Raw genomic sequence first — 14,413 nt, 5'->3', positions numbered from 1 at the left:
CCCGCTACACTGTGTCGCGCCTTGAAGACAGAGAGTGAGTGATCATGAGTCATCTCGGTCGCCTGCGGACCGTCTTCCGCAGCGCGCTCAACCTCCCGGCCGACGCCGACGTCGACGGGCTCGAATACCGCGCCATCCCCCAGTGGGACTCCCTGGCCCACATGGCGTTGATCGCCGCGATGGAGGACGAGTTCACCATCATGATCGACACCGACGAGATGATCGACATGAGCTCGTTCGCCAAGGCGTCCGAGCTGCTGGAGAAGCATGGCATCGGCGTCGCCGCCGTCTGAGGCCAGGGTCGTCCTGGTCACCGGCTCGACGACGGGCATCGGCCGGGCCGTCGCGGTCACGCTGGCCGCGACCGGCCACGGCGTCGTGCTCCACGGGCGCGACGAGGAGCGGGCCGCGAAGGCCGCCGCCGAGGTCGCGGAGGAGACCAGCGGACTCACCGACTCGGTCGCCTGCGACGTGGCCGACTCCGGGGCCGTCTCGGCCGTGATGCGGCAGATCTACCAGCGGCACGGCCGCCTCGACGCGCTCGTGATCAACGCCGGTGTCCACGCCGCCGGCCCGCTCGGCATGACCCGCCACGACACGGTCGATCGGCTCTTCCAGGTCAACGCCGTGGGCGCGACGTACACCCTGCAGTCCTCGCTCAGGCTCCTGCGCCGCGGCACCTATCCCGCCGTGGTGCTGGTCTCCTCGATGATGGGCCGCATGGGCGGCGCCGGCCAGGCGCTCTACTCCGCCACCAAGGCGTCCATGATCGGCCTCACCCTGGCCGCGGCCAAGGAGCTGGGGCCGACCGGGATCAGGGTCAACGCCGTGGCCCCCGGCTACATCAAGACCGACATGCTCGCCACGCTCGACGAGAACGCCCGCACGGCCACGGTCGCCGCGACCCCGCTCAGGCGGCTCGGCACGCCCGCCGACGTCGCCGGCGCCGTCGCGTTCCTGCTCTCGCCGGCCGCCGCTTTCATAACCGGCCAGGTCATCGGCGTGGACGGCGGGCTGGTGCTGTGATGTTCCCGCACCCACAGGCCCGCCTCGTCGTCGCGGGAGAGCCGGCGAGCCTCAGCGGCGACGAGCTGCTCCACCACGTCAACCGCACCGCGGAGGCCCTGGCCCGGCTGCAGCCCGGGCCGCTCTTCTGCGGCATGCGCAACAACCTCACGTCGGTCCTGCGCTATCTCGCCGCGTGGAGGTCGGGCCGGCCGGTCGCGCTGCTCGATCCCGACCTCTCCCCGGCGGCGCTGGCCGAGCTGGTGGGCCGGTTCAGGCCGACGGCGCTGCTCGGGTTCACGCACGCGGCCGACGGCGCACGACCGCCGCGCCTCGACGGAGCCCACGCGCCGGAGCCGCATCCCGACCTGGCCGTTCTCCTCGCCACCTCGGGCTCGACGGGCAACCCCAAGCTCGTACGCCTGTCGCGCCAGGCCGTGCTGGCCAACGCCGCCGCCATCGCCGCGGCGCTGTCCATCACCCCCGACGAGATCGCGCCCACCAGCCTGCCGCTGCACTACAGCTACGGGCTGTCGGTGCTCAACAGCCATCTGGCGGCGGGGGCGACCGTGATGCTGACGGAGGCGGGGCTGCTCGAGCGGTCGTTCTGGACGCATCTTGACGCGCACCGATGCACGTCGCTGGCCGCCGTCCCGTACCAGTACGAGATGCTGCGGCGGCTGCGCTACGACCGCTCCGAGCACCCGACGCTGGCCACGCTCACCCAGGCCGGGGGGCGGCTCAGCCCGGAGCTGGTCAAGGAGTTCTCCGGCCAGGCCGATCGGTTCTTCGTGATGTACGGGCAGACCGAGGCCACGGCCCGCATCGCCGTCCTGCCCCCCGACCGGCTGGACGACAAGCCCGGCTCCGCCGGGCCGGCCATCCCCGGGGGCCGGTTGGCCGTCGACGAGGGCGAGATCGTCTACCACGGGCCCAACGTCATGATGGGCTACGCGGAGACGGCCGCCGACCTCGCCCGGGGCGACGACCTGGGCGGCGTCCTGCGTACGGGCGACCTGGGGCGGCTCGACTCCGAGGGGTTCCTCTACATCACCGGGCGGCTGAAGCGGATCGCCAAGGTCTTCGGCGTGCGGGTCAATCTCGATGACGTCGAGCGGCTGCTGCGCGGCTCGGTCCCGGTGGCGGCCACCAGCGGCGACGACCGGGTGACGGTGTGGGCCGAGGGCCTCGACGCGGCCGGCTGCGCGGGGCTGGCGCGGCGGCTGGGGGCCGAGCTGCGGGTCCATTGGAGCGGGTTCGACGTGCGCGGCATCGACAGCCTGCCCCTGCTGTCCACCGGCAAGGTGGACTACCGGGCCCTGGAGTCGCGCACATGACGGCCGGGCTGCGCATCGAGGCGGGGGGTGGCGGGTGAGCGTTTTCGGCCTGGCCGAGCCCGAGCGGGAGGCGGTGCTGGTGAGCGAGCTGGCGGCGCTCACCGAGCGGCACAGGGAGGCGTGCCTGCCGTACCGGAGGATTCTCGACGCCATCGGCGCGCAACCCCCGTACGAGCGGCTCGTCGACCTCCCCTGGCTGCCCGTGCGGCTGTTCAAGACGCACGAGCTGCGCAGCGTGCGCGAAGATCAGGTGTTCAGGGTGCTGACCTCCAGCGGGACCACCGGGCAGCAGCCCAGCCGGGTCTATCTCGATCGTGAGGCGGCCGCCGCGCAGACGCGGATGCTGGCGGCCACGCTCAGAGAAGTGCTCGGCGAGCGGCGGCTGCCGATGCTGGTCGTGGACAGCCGCTCCGTCGTGCGTGATCCCACGCTGAGCGCCCGGGGCGCCGGCGTGCTCGGGATGATGAACTTCGGCAGGGACCACACGTTCGTGCTCGACGAGAAGGGGCGGGTGGACGCGGAGGCGGTCAAGGCGTTCCTGGCGCGCCACGGGAGCGAGCGGTTCCTGGTCTTCGGGTTCACGTTCATGGTCTGGCTCCATCTGCGCGGTCTCGGGGCGGACCTTTCGCAGGGGGTGCTGATCCACTCCGGCGGGTGGAAGCGGCTGGCCGAGCAGGCGGTGGACAACGCCGAGTTCCGACGGCGGCTGGCGGCCGAGTGCGGGCTCACCCGAATCCACAACTTCTACGGGATGGTCGAGCAGATCGGCACGGTCTTCCTGGAAGGTCCCGACGGCGATGGGCTTTACTGCCCCGATTTCGCCGATGTCGTGATCCGTGATCCGGAGACCTGGCAGGAGGCGCCCGTCGGCGAGCCGGGGCTGATCGAGGTAGTCAGCACGCTCCCCACGTCATACCCCGGTCATGTCCTGATGACCGAGGACCTGGGCGTGGTCCGCGGCGTCGATGACGGGTGCTGGCCGGGCAAGCGGTTCGAGGTCCTGGGCAGGCTGCCCAGGGCGGAGGCACGCGGCTGCAGCGACACCATGGGGCAGGGCTGATGCTGGACGACCCGAAGCTCGATGTCCGCTTCCCCGCCGTGGGCCACGTGCCGGTCGAGGGGCTGCTCGGGGAGCTGGGCAGCGGTCTGGACGTGGGCGACGAGCGCGTGCGCGAGTTCCTCGCGGCCTTCGGGAGGCGGCTGCTGCGGCCCGCGCTGGCGCGGCGCCACCCCGAGCTGGGCTCGCTCGGCTTCTTCCTGCGGCCCAGCGAGCTCGCCCGCACCGTGGACGGGCTGGGAACCGAGCACGTCCGCGTGCCGCGCGGCCTGGTCTTCCACATCCCGCCCGCCAACGTCGACACCGTCTTCGTCTACTCCTGGGCCCTGTCGGCCCTGATGGGAAACCGCAACATCGTCCGCCTCTCCCCCCGCTCCGGCGCGGTCGCCGAGGTCATCCTGGAGACCCTGCACGAGGCGCTGGCCGACGCCGATCCCGTCATAGCGGCCACCCAGCGCATCGTCTCCTACGGCCGCAGCGACGGCATCACCGCCGCGCTCTCCGCCGCCTGCGACCTGCGGGTGGTGTGGGGCGGCGACGGCACCGTACGGGAGATGCGGCGGCATCTGCTCGCCCCGCACGCCCGCGACCTGGTCTTCCCCGACCGCTCCTCGTTCGCCGTCGTGCGCGCGGCGGCCTGGCTGTGCGCGCCCAGGGCCACGCGGGTCACCGTGGCCGAGGGGTTCGTGAACGACACCTACTGGTTCGACCAGGCCGCCTGTTCCTCGCCCAGGACCGTGTTCTGGGTGGGTGCGGAGGGCGACTGTGACGCGGCGCGGGCCGACTTCTGCGAGCACGTGGCGCGGGTGGTCGCCGTACGCGGGTGGGGGGTCGACGCGGCGATGGCCGTGGAGAAGCGGGTCTCCACCTACGGGCTGGCCGCCGACGGGCTGGCGGAGAGCATCGAGTTCCGGGGCAACGCGCTGGCCAACGTGACGCTGGCGGCGGCGGCCGCGGCACCGAGGCGGTGGCTGGGAGCGGGAACGTTCGCGCACGCCAGGCTCGGCTCGCTGGCGGAGCTGGTCCCGCTGGTCGAGCGGCGGGATCAGACGATGACGCACTTCGGGTTCGGCAAGGACGAGTTGGAGGGCCTGGCCAGAGAGCTGGCCGGGCGCGGGGTCGATCGCATGGTGCCGGTCGGGAGCGCGTTGAGCTTCCATCGAGTGTGGGACGGGTTCGATCTCCCGGCCGAGTTCACGCGACTGGTGACCGTCGTCAGGTGACGCTGTTCCTCCGTACCGGCAGCGTATTCAGAACGAGACGTACTGGTGTGCCACGGTCTGGGGACATTGGCCCTAGGCTGTGACCCGTGGTGATTCATGCCCTGCTCGCGGTCACGCTGGCCATGACCTCGCTGCCCGCTCAGGCGACTACGGTCGACTGCGCCCGGGTCAAGTGCCTGGCGCTGACGTTCGACGACGGCCCGGGCGTCAAGACGCCCACCCTGCTCAAGACGCTCAAGAAGGCGGGGGTCAAGGCGACGTTCTTCCTGGTGGGCAAGCAGGTGGAGCTGCGGCCGGAGATCGCCAGACAGGCGCTCGCGCAGGGGCACGCGATCGGCAACCACACCTACTCCCACAACTCGCTGCCGGCCCTGTCCGACAACGAGATCCTCGAAGAGCTCAAGACCACCCAGGACGCGATCGAGCAGGCCACCAAGCTGCGGCCGAAGATGTTCCGCCCGCCCTACGGGCACACCGACGACCGTGTGCTCGGACTGGCCGACCAGGTGGACCTGGCCCAGGTGCTGTGGACGGGCACGACGCTCGACTGGAAGCTGCGTGACACCAAGAAGATCAAGGCCGCCGTGCTCAGGCTGGCCAAACGGGACGGCGTGATCCTCATGCACGACACGGTCCCGGAGACCGTGAAAGTCATGCCCGAGATCCTCAAGGAGCTCAAGAAACGCGGCTACCACCTGGTCACGGTCCCGACGCTGCTACGCGGCAAGGGGCCGGAGCCTGGAGTCAGCTACCCCTGATCAGGACCATGGGAAAGCGGAGGCCGTGGGTCGCACTCGCGACCTTCCTCATCGTGCAGGCCGTCCTCGGATGCTGGTGGGCGGCCTTCTACCCCGGCCTGTTCAGCCGCGACTCGGTCCTGTATCTCAGCCACACCGTCGTCGGGCCCTGGGTGGGCGACCACTCGGTGCTCTACGACTCGCTGCTGTGGCTGAGCTTCACCAAGACCGGTGACCTGGGCGCCGTCACGTTCGCGCAGACCACCGCCATGGCGGCGGCGCTGACGTACCTGGCGCAGTCCTTGAAGGCACTCGGCGCTCCCCGCCTGCCGACCACTCTCGTCGCGATGCTGATGCCGCTGGCGCCGCCCGTGGGCGCGTTCTCGGTGACGTTGTGGAAGGACGTGCCGTTCACGATCTGCGCGATCGCCATCGCCGGAGTGTGCGCGCGAATCGCGGCCAGGCGCGCTGTCACCGTGCCGGGGCTGGTCGGGCTCGGGGTGCTGTTCACGCTGCTCGGGCTGTTCCGTGCGAACGGCTTCCTCGTCGTGGGCGTCGCCGTCGTCGCGCTGCTGTTGATCGTCAAGACCATGCGCGTACGGCTGCTGCTGGCCGGCACCTTCGCCGCCGCCCTCCCGCTCGTGCTCACGAACCTGGTGTTTCCGCAGTTCGGCATCGTCGCCCCGTCCAAGACGTACGTGTACCACACGGCCTTCGGCGACATCGCGGTGGCGTACCGGGACCACCCCCAGCTCTTCACCGAACAGGACAAGGCGCTCATGGCTTCCGTGGCGCCCCTGACGCGGTGGTGGGAGGGCGGCACCTGCTACACGATCAACCCGCTGATCTGGCGGCGGGACTTCAGCTGGCAGCAGGCCGACGCACACGCCTCCCAACTCCTCGGCCTGTGGAAACGGCTGCTGACCTCCGACCCCGGCATGATCGTGGACGCCCGCCTGTGCCGGGGGGCGATCGCGTGGAGGCCCGTGCAGGACGATCTCGCGATCGGGGGGATGACGTACCGGTTCTCGCGGCGGCCCAATGCCGACACTTACGTGGGGCCGAACAAGGTGCCCGACTTCCCCGGGCGGTGGGTCTACTCGCTGCGGCCGCTGTCGTCGGAGCTGAACCGGGTGGCCGACCCCTGGCTGACCGACACGCTGGCGCCGCAGTACGACTGGCTGCTGTGGCGGGGGGCTCTGTGGGCCTACGTGTCCTATCTGGCCGTGGGGCTGGCGGCCTGGGCGCTCCGGAACCGGTACGTGCTGGGGGTGGGGGCCGTGGTTGCCGGGCAGCAGCTGGCCATTCTGGCCAACATCTCGGCGCAGGACTTCCGGTACATGGCCTCGCCCATCTTCATCGGGGTGCTGCTGGTGCCGCTGCTGCTGGGGAGTGTGGGGCGGTTGGCGGTCGCCTCGGTGCGGCGGGTCGGGCGCGCGCCGCTCCCCGTACCGGCGGAACCTGAGACGGTTGAGTCCTCAACGAGCGAGCCCGCGCCGAGTGAACGTTCGTCGAGTGAGCCCCCCGCGCAGGACGAGCCGGACGTTCCTGGACACGGGCCCGGCTAGACGCCGGCGGCGACACCAGGACGTCATGGCCCCTGATAGTCGCCGCCTGTGACAGGACAAGTGTCCAGGGAGTACTCGCGGTCGGTGATGATCTGCTGGAGGGATGCTTCCATCAGGAATGCCAGGGTTCAGGCGGCGACCGCGAGGGCGTCCGGGGAGTCGGCTTCGGCGTGGGCGAATGCCGGTAGTTCGAACCAGATCGCCTTGCCACGGCGCGTGTGGACACTGCCCCAGGAGCCGGAGAGCACGTCGACCAGGAACAGTCCACGTCCGCGCTCGGCATCCACATCGACGGTGCGCATGGTCGGCAGTTCGGGGTTGGCGTCCTCGACCTCGCAACGCAGCAGACCGTCCTCGGCGAAGAAGCTGAGGCGGACCTGTCCGTACGCGTGATCCAGCGCGTTGGCGACCAACTCGCTGACAAGCAGTTCCGCGACCTCCACCTGCTCATCAAAACCCCAGTCGGCGAGCTTCTCACGCGTCAGCCGGCGCGCACCGCGCACCGAGCTGAGGTCAGGCGACAGCCACCACGAGGCCATCCGACACGCCTGCGAGCGACGGCCGGTCACCGCGGTCGAGATCCTGCTCCACAAAACCCTGCTCATTGCCCTACATCCCGAGCGGCAGCTGACGTGCTGCCCGTCCGGTCCCCCCGGTCCTCTCTTCAAGTGAGCCTGGATCCGCTCACACCACGAGAATGCCCCAGCGAACCACCCGGAGGTGAGGTGAGAAATCCCTATATAGGTACCTAATCCGGACTACGTAGGTATGACAGGGAAGGAGTCTCGCCTCAGGCCCGTTCGACAGGCGACTCCCCGTTGACCGCACCATGCCACCGTCCCGCACACCAGGACGGGCGTCGGCCAGCGTGGGCCGCTGCGTCGCGCCTCAGCTCGGTGAACACATTAGGGCTGCGACTACGGGCGGCTAGCCGGCACGTAGGGCCGCGACCGACTCCACAAGGCCCGCGGTCTCCAGAGCGTCGAGTATGTCCTCGACCGTTTCGGGCGGATTGACCCGTGAATCCGCTATTTGCTGGACGCAAGCCCACACGACCCGATCGTCAAGGTCGATCTGATCCAGTACGAAGTCATCCGGAGATTTAGCCTCAATACCCCAGTCAGCCAAAGTATCGGCGGGAAAGTCCTTGAGGTTGGAAGTGACGATCACCTGCGCGCCCACCTTGATCGCGGCAGCCAACACATGCCGATCATCTGGATCGGGCAGTTTCAGCCCTTCGACCAGCGGCTCATAGCCTTCCACCAGACTGTCGCGGACAGCGGAGTTCATGAGAAGGCGTAGCTTGCCCAGCTTCTCCGGTGCGATGTCCGGCCGGTTGACAGCGAGATTACGCTGCATCTCGTCAAGGATCTTGTTCGTCCATTTGGCCTGCATCCGGCCCGTCATGGCGAGGCGGATAAGCAGATCACGGAGTGTGTTGCCGTACAACACATTGGCGTCATAGACCACCACGAAGGTCATGCTTCAGATGCCCAGCTCTTGGCCCAGCGCCGCGAGTTCGTCGGCGGCGGTCCGGCGCTTGGCGTCGTCATGACGCTTGTAGTCCTGTAGTGCCTCATACGTGACGCGGCGGTGTTTGCCCACCAACCGGAAGGGGATCTCGCCCGACTCGAGAAGCTTGATCAGGTAAGGACGGGAGACGTTCAGCATGTCCGCCGCCTGCTGGGTGGTCAACTCGGCATGAGACGGGATGACGGTCACGCCCCGCCCTTCCGCCGCCTGGGCGAGGATGAAGACGAGCAGGCTCACCGCCTGACGAGGCAAGATCAACGCATCTTCCCCGCCATGCTCTCCCGCGACAGGGATGGACGTCTGCTCAGGATGCCGCATGAGATAGTCCTTGATCCGGCGCACGGCACGCCCGGCTATCTCAGCATCGATGGTTCCGGGTTCGACTCGCTTGGCCTGGACGTCTGCCATCGTTCACCCCCTATCGCAGTATCCGCAACGAACGAAGCAAATGCAAGCAGGGCAGCCCTTTGCCATTTCGCTGACGCTCCAGGTGTAGGCGACTCTCCATGACGTAATCAGCCCGGGAGCTGCGTTCCGCCTGCCAGCGACGACCAGTCCAGGTGAGCCACACAGCGGTACAAAGGGGGGTCGGGGATGTCAGGGTTCAGGCGGCGACCGCGAGGGCGTCCGGGGAGTCGGCTTCGGCGTGGGCGAATGCCGGTAGTTCGAACCAGATCGCCTTGCCACGGCGCGTGCGGACACTGCCCCAGGAGCCGGAGAGCACATCGACCAGGAACAGTCCACGTCCACGCTCGGCATCCACATCGACGGTGCGCATGGTCGGCAGTTCGGGGTTGGCGTCCTCGACCTCGCAACGCAGCAGACCGTCCTCGGCGAAGAAGCTGAGGCGGACCTGTCCGTACGCGTGATCCAGCGCATTGGCGACCAACTCGCTGACAAGCAGTTCCGCGACCTCCACCTGCTCATCAAAACCCCAGTCGGCGAGCTTCTCACGCGTCAGCCGACGCGCACCGCGCACCGAGCTGAGGTCAGGCGACAGCCACCACGAGGCCATCCGACACGCCTGCGAGCGACGGCCGATCACCGCGGTCGAGATCCTGCTCCACAAAACCCTGCTCATTGCCCTACATCCCGAGCGGCAGCTGACGTGCAGCCCGTCCGGTCCCCCCGGTCCTCTCTTCAAGTGAGCCTGGATCCGCTCACACCACGAGAATGCCCCAGCGAACCACCCGGAGGTGAGGTGAGAAATCCCTATATAGGTACCTAATCCGGACTACGTAGGTACGTAGCTCAGGGACGCCAGTGCAAGGTGGGGTTGTGGGTAAGTGCGGGGACCATTCCGCCTTTCCAGGCCAGCCACATACAGGCGCACGCCGGTAGATGATCATCCTTGATCCTGAGTCCCCTGCTGGAGGCATGCTGTTGGGTGTCGCCAACACCCCAAGCGATCTTGACTGAGGTGGGCATTGCCGTGCCATGCTGAGGTATGGAGGCACTCATCGTCGGTCTGGTGGTACTGGTCATCGTCTGGTGGGTCCGCCGTCCGCGAGGGCACGCGTTCGAGTGCAACCACTGTCACGGCACGGGCAAATGGCTCACGATGCCAGATGACCCGAACGTACTGGAACGCTGGGTCACGTGCGACATCTGCCAGGGGCGGGGTCGGGTTTGGCACTAGGTTCTGATACCTCCCATGCCGGAGGCATCTTCTAGGCCGGCGGTCGGCAGGCGATCAAGCTGGTTGCAGTGCGAAGGGGTCGAACTCGCGGCACTGGTCGTCGCCTGAGCCGTCACACACGGACTCGCCGCACGGGGCGGAACGCCGCACGGCGAATCCGTGTCTGTTCGCTACCAGCCGCTCCGGTGGAGCTGGCCGCGCACCGCGCCGCCGGGGAACTCGCTCGTGTGCAGGTTGACGTACCAGCCCTTGGGGTTGTGCTTGATGCCACTGGCGACCTTGGCCGTGGTGGTGCCGGTGCCGGCGATGCCGTTGATGCCGGCGGGGAGGCCGCTCTTGGCGGCGAAGAAGTCAACGACCACCGGGCCGTTCTTGCCCTTCACGCCGCGGTGGATGTGGCCGTTGGTCGGCTGGGCGATCCGCTTCCAGGCGGTGGCGAAGTGCACCTGGGTGCCGTTCACCCAGACGAGCCACGCGGCCCGCCCGTCCTTGTCGCCGACCTTCGTACCGGGCGCCGGCACCTCCTGGCGGCCGTCGGCCAGCGCGGTAAGCGTGGTGTGCGAGCCGCCGGCCAGCACCGACTCGAGCGACACGGGACGGATCCGGTGCAACTGCGCGCGGACGGCGCCGCCGGGGAACTCGCCGGTGTGCAGGTTGGCGTACCAGCCCTTCGGGTTGTTCGTGATCCTGCCGAGCAGGCCCGAGTCCTTGACCGCGACGGTGCCCTTGACGGCAGTGAGCGAGCCGGGCAGCGCCACGCCGAAGAACGGGATCTTGACGTCGCCGTTCTTGCCGGCCTTGCCCTGGTGGATGTGGAACGCGGTCGGGGCGGCCACCTTCTGCCACCGGATCGCGTAGTCGACCTCCTGCCCATGGATGCGGAACACGGCGATCGCGCTGCCGTTCCCGTCACCGACCTTCGCCCCCGGGGCGGGCACTTCGTTCTCGCCCAGCAGCGTCGCCGCGAGGTACACGTCGGTGCTCGTCTCCGCCTGCGCCATGGCGGGGCTGAAGGAGGCGGCGACCAGCGCGGTGGCGAGCGCGAGGCCGGGGACGGTGAGGATGCGCTTCGTCATGATTGACCCTTTCAGTTACCTCAGATGTGGTTCGACGCACGGTTGTACGACCCGCCTCTGGCGCCGGGTTCAATCCTGGAATGTGTATAAATACGCATTCGGGCTGGTCAGGAGTGGCCCGGCCGCCCCTTCTGGCTGGGATCCACGCGGGATTGAACGGCCGCGGATGAACCCTCTGGTTCGGACTCGCGTACCTCTCGAAGATCGGACTTCTTGCCCACGTCACGTGAACCGGAGGGAGTGGTCGCATGCGAAGTCCATCGGGGGAAGACGATTCAGACCGTGGTTGGGAGCCGTTTCCCTAGGTGGGAGCATCGCAGTCGTTCTGTGGGGCTCTCCGTTGACGGCGCAGGCCGACACGGTGAACGTCTACCTCGGTACGGTAGGCGGTATCGAACCTGACCTGCGGGGAAGCAGGTGGGCATGGCTCGGAGAAGCGCGCCGGCGGGGATCCGCGAGCGGTGACCGCCGATGGAGTACGACACGCTGGTGGAGGCCGCCCAGTGGGCCGGGGTGGAAGATCCGCGGCTGCTGGCCGCCATCGCCGCCACGCCACGTGACCGGTTCGTGCCGCCGCGCTACGCCTCACGGGCTCCGCACGACGAGCCGATCCCGATCGGCCACGGCCAGCCCACCTCGCAGCCGTCCCTGATCGCGCAGATGATCGACGCCCTGGCACTGTCGGGTACGGAGACGGTCCTGGAGATCGGCACCGGGTACGGCTACCAGACCGCCCTGCTGGCGTGCCTGGCCCGCCAGGTGTATTCGATGGAGCGCCACGCCGACCTGGCCGAGCACGCGCTGGCCAACCTCGCCGCGGCAGGGATGACCAACGCCGAGGTGGTGGTCGGCGACGGCACCGCCGGCCTCCCGGAACACGCGCCCTTCGACGCCATCGTCGTGTCCGCCACAGCCCGGACGGTGCCCGCCCCGCTCGCCGGGCAACTGGCCGAGGGCGGGCGCCTGGTCATGCCGATCCAGGAGGATCTGAACGAGATCGTCACGCTCTTCGCCAAGCGGTACGGCCGCCTGGTCCAGGAGCGCCTGCTGACCCCTGCCCGTTTCGTCCCCCTGATCGGCGAGCACGCGGACGACCCGGGCATGGAGCCGCCCGAACGCTAGGCGCCCGCGTGCCCGGGTTCCATCATGAGGTCCCTGCGCCCTACCCCCTTAGATGGTCAAGGAGGCGCCGTTGCGGCGGCCGGCCACGTGCGGGTCAGCGGGCGTCACCCTGGAGGCGCCGGCCACGTGCGGCGGTAGGCGCCCACCGTGCGCCGCCGTACAGGATGGGGATTTTGTGCCGCGAACGGACCCGCACAAGATGGGTCTGCGCCACGAACGACCCGGCACCTGGATGACGTCCGATCACTGACCCTTCTTGGCGCCCTCGGCGAGGGAGCCGCAGGTGAATCCCTTCTCCCGGTCGGGCTGGAGCTGGATGTCGACCAGGATCGTGCTCTCCGAGAACTTCCGGAAGGTCTGCATCTTGTCGCAGTCGTAGAACGCGTAGCCGCCCTCGAACTCGCCCAGCAGCATCATCCAGCGCCCGTCGTAGAGCGTCTTGCCGCTGCTGTCCTGGAGCTTGGCCCACTGGTCCTGGAAGCCAAGGGTGTTGAGGAGGGTGTTGGACTGGCCGGTATTCTGCACTTCCACCGCACCGAAGACCATCTGGATGATGAGCAGGTATCCCAGCCCGACACCCGTGAAGGCGCCGATCATCACCTTCATGCCGGCGCGGCCCATCGACTTACGGCGCAGCAGGCGGAAGGGCACCACGTAGGCCAGAACGCCCAGCGCGACCGCGAAGATGACGTCTCCGCTGTCCAGTGACTCTGACTCCCCCACTGACACGTACGAGAAGAAGCCCAGGTAGGACAGGCCGGCCCACACTCCGGCGATCACCGCGACGATCCATGGGCGTTCCCTGAGGGCCCTGAAGAGGCGCCCTGCCCGGCCCCGGGTGATCAGGTTGAGCAACCAGCCGAGTCCGACGAGGAAGCCAACGCCCGCGGCGAGGAGCAGGAGCAGCGGAAGCAGGGTGCCCAGGAGCCGTCCGAGCAGCACGGACTGGTCGAGTCCGGCCTGCTCGGGCGTGATGCCGAAGACGGCGTACATCTCCTGGAAGCCCATGTACAGCACCGCGTACAGCGTGACGCCGGCCGGAACCACCACCGAGCCGATCTTCTCGAGGACGTCAAGGATGCCACCCTTGTCCGTTTCCTCTTCTCCTTCGGCCTCTTTGGCCGGGGCAGTGTCCTCCCTCTCCACCAAAGCCGAGTCAGGAGGAATCGGACGATCTAACGGATAAGACTGATAAGTCATGATAATTCGGAATTCCTGTGTGTATGCCAAATACGCCTAAAAGCCGCACAATCGGACAAGTGGCGATCCCGCCAAGAGTAGGGGATGAAGCCTCCCCTAAGGCAACACTTCAACTAACTTCCGACGAACCCTATGACCTTCCGGCCCACGTCACGCGGGCGCGGACCCCCTCGCATGCCCCCTCCCCAAAAGGAATGATCATAATTTACTCCCACCTTTTCGGGACCCGTCCCGAAGTAAGCCCGGCCATTGACGGCATTACGGATTCGTTGGGGCTAGCAGTTCCCAGCCATCCGTCAGGTCTGCTCCCGAAAGCCAGGTGCGCATGGCCGTTTCCCACAGTCGAGCCTCGTTTCGCTGATCGACGCGCTCATCCGCGTGAAACGCGGTCCCAAAGACACGTCAGACTAGCGCCGGCCGATCCTGATCTTGGAGGGGGTCGGCGGCCCCGGCTCTACGACGGACACGGCCCCCTCCCGTCCCGTCCGACCGTCCGGGGTGGGGCCGCAGGACGTAGGCAGGCCCGCCCTCGGGTGTGGGTCCTGCCGGAGGCAGCCTCTGGGAGCGACGGATGGACTCGTCTTCTGCGAGGAAAGCGTATGATCACCATCAACCGCGACCGGGGAGAGCTCCCACGCCGCGTCGTCGGCGAAGACCGTGAACTTCGAGCCGACCAGGTCCAGCGTCGAAACACCCTCCGACACCCGCAGGTGCGGCAGGCATGACCCCACCGAGCCGTCCAGGCAGGCGGCCACGTCCTCCGTCGACACGTCGGCCGGGCGGCGGCCGAGCTGGTCACGTGATTGAGCCGCCGCACGTAGCCGGCTCGAACCCCATCATCCGGTACGGCTGCGCACGGTGGGCGCCACCCGCCACACGTGGCTGAGGGCCTCCAGGGTGACGCCTGCTGACCCGC

The 14,413-nt window shown here is 68.3% G+C and carries 14 protein-coding genes; 8 read left to right on the top strand and 6 right to left on the bottom strand.

Annotation, left to right across the window (positions count from 1 at the left end; all coding sequences use genetic code 11):
* The first annotated feature begins 44 nt into the window (after window positions 1-44).
* From ACQPWU_RS05960 to ACQPWU_RS05930, 7 genes are all read left to right on the top strand, one after another.
* The gene (locus tag ACQPWU_RS05960; protein ID WP_360686195.1) at window positions 45-293 is read left to right on the top strand and encodes an acyl carrier protein; all 249 of its coding nucleotides are present in this window, start codon (window positions 45-47) and stop codon (window positions 291-293) included.
* Entirely contained in the window at window positions 268-1,026 is a 759-nt protein-coding gene (locus ACQPWU_RS05955) for an SDR family NAD(P)-dependent oxidoreductase (protein WP_433437448.1), read from the top strand. Before ACQPWU_RS05960 ends, ACQPWU_RS05955 begins: the two co-directional genes overlap by 26 nt.
* Window positions 1,026-2,342 carry an AMP-binding protein gene (locus ACQPWU_RS05950; protein ID WP_433437447.1) on the top strand — a complete coding sequence of 439 codons (1,317 nt, stop codon included), beginning with the start codon at window positions 1,026-1,028 and terminating at the stop codon, window positions 2,340-2,342. Before ACQPWU_RS05955 ends, ACQPWU_RS05950 begins: the two co-directional genes overlap by 1 nt.
* A gap of 34 nt (window positions 2,343-2,376) precedes the next feature.
* Window positions 2,377-3,402 (top strand): acyl-protein synthetase, encoded by a 1,026-nt coding sequence (locus tag ACQPWU_RS05945; protein WP_360686186.1) that lies wholly within the window; start codon window positions 2,377-2,379, stop codon window positions 3,400-3,402.
* Window positions 3,402-4,622, top strand: coding sequence for an acyl-CoA reductase (locus tag ACQPWU_RS05940; protein ID WP_433437446.1), 1,221 nt, complete (start codon window positions 3,402-3,404; stop codon window positions 4,620-4,622). Before ACQPWU_RS05945 ends, ACQPWU_RS05940 begins: the two co-directional genes overlap by 1 nt.
* 86 nt (window positions 4,623-4,708) lie before the next feature.
* Window positions 4,709-5,380, top strand: coding sequence for a polysaccharide deacetylase family protein (locus tag ACQPWU_RS05935; RefSeq protein ID WP_433437444.1), 672 nt, complete (start codon window positions 4,709-4,711; stop codon window positions 5,378-5,380).
* An 8-nt stretch (window positions 5,381-5,388) separates the two neighbouring features.
* On the top strand, window positions 5,389-6,927 hold the full coding sequence (locus ACQPWU_RS05930; RefSeq protein WP_433437443.1) for a hypothetical protein: 1,539 nt from the start codon (window positions 5,389-5,391) through the stop codon (window positions 6,925-6,927).
* A gap of 128 nt (window positions 6,928-7,055) precedes the next feature.
* Here ACQPWU_RS05930 and ACQPWU_RS05925 read toward each other — a convergent pair whose 3' ends face one another.
* The 5 genes from ACQPWU_RS05925 to ACQPWU_RS05905 form a co-directional block, all read right to left on the bottom strand.
* On the bottom strand, window positions 7,056-7,466 hold the full coding sequence (locus ACQPWU_RS05925) for an ATP-binding protein (protein WP_433437440.1): 411 nt from the start codon (window positions 7,464-7,466) through the stop codon (window positions 7,056-7,058).
* 388 nt (window positions 7,467-7,854) lie between these two features.
* Window positions 7,855-8,409, bottom strand: a complete 555-nt coding sequence (locus ACQPWU_RS05920; RefSeq protein WP_433437438.1) for a PIN domain-containing protein — start codon at window positions 8,407-8,409, stop codon at window positions 7,855-7,857.
* A gap of 3 nt (window positions 8,410-8,412) precedes the next feature.
* Entirely contained in the window at window positions 8,413-8,868 is a 456-nt protein-coding gene (locus ACQPWU_RS05915; RefSeq protein WP_433437436.1) for an excisionase family DNA-binding protein, read from the bottom strand.
* Between the two features lie 196 nt (window positions 8,869-9,064).
* Window positions 9,065-9,541, bottom strand: a complete 477-nt coding sequence (locus tag ACQPWU_RS05910) for an ATP-binding protein (protein ID WP_433437434.1) — start codon at window positions 9,539-9,541, stop codon at window positions 9,065-9,067.
* A 728-nt stretch (window positions 9,542-10,269) separates the two neighbouring features.
* Complete coding sequence (locus tag ACQPWU_RS05905) at window positions 10,270-11,175, bottom strand: CHRD domain-containing protein (protein ID WP_433437433.1); 906 nt, start codon at window positions 11,173-11,175, stop codon at window positions 10,270-10,272.
* A gap of 471 nt (window positions 11,176-11,646) precedes the next feature.
* Here ACQPWU_RS05905 and ACQPWU_RS05900 point away from each other — a divergent pair, with 471 nt between their 5' ends.
* Window positions 11,647-12,297, top strand: coding sequence for a protein-L-isoaspartate(D-aspartate) O-methyltransferase (locus ACQPWU_RS05900; protein ID WP_433437431.1), 651 nt, complete (start codon window positions 11,647-11,649; stop codon window positions 12,295-12,297).
* A gap of 243 nt (window positions 12,298-12,540) precedes the next feature.
* Here ACQPWU_RS05900 and ACQPWU_RS05895 read toward each other — a convergent pair whose 3' ends face one another.
* Window positions 12,541-13,443 carry a hypothetical protein gene (locus ACQPWU_RS05895; RefSeq protein WP_433437430.1) on the bottom strand — a complete coding sequence of 301 codons (903 nt, stop codon included), beginning with the start codon at window positions 13,441-13,443 and terminating at the stop codon, window positions 12,541-12,543.
* Between the last annotated feature and the right edge of the window lie 970 nt (window positions 13,444-14,413).

Source organism: Nonomuraea sp. CA-141351 (assembly GCF_050944675.1).
Taxonomy (GTDB): Bacteria; Actinomycetota; Actinomycetes; order Streptosporangiales; family Streptosporangiaceae; genus Nonomuraea.
This window is presented reverse-complemented; position numbering and strand designations above follow the sequence as displayed.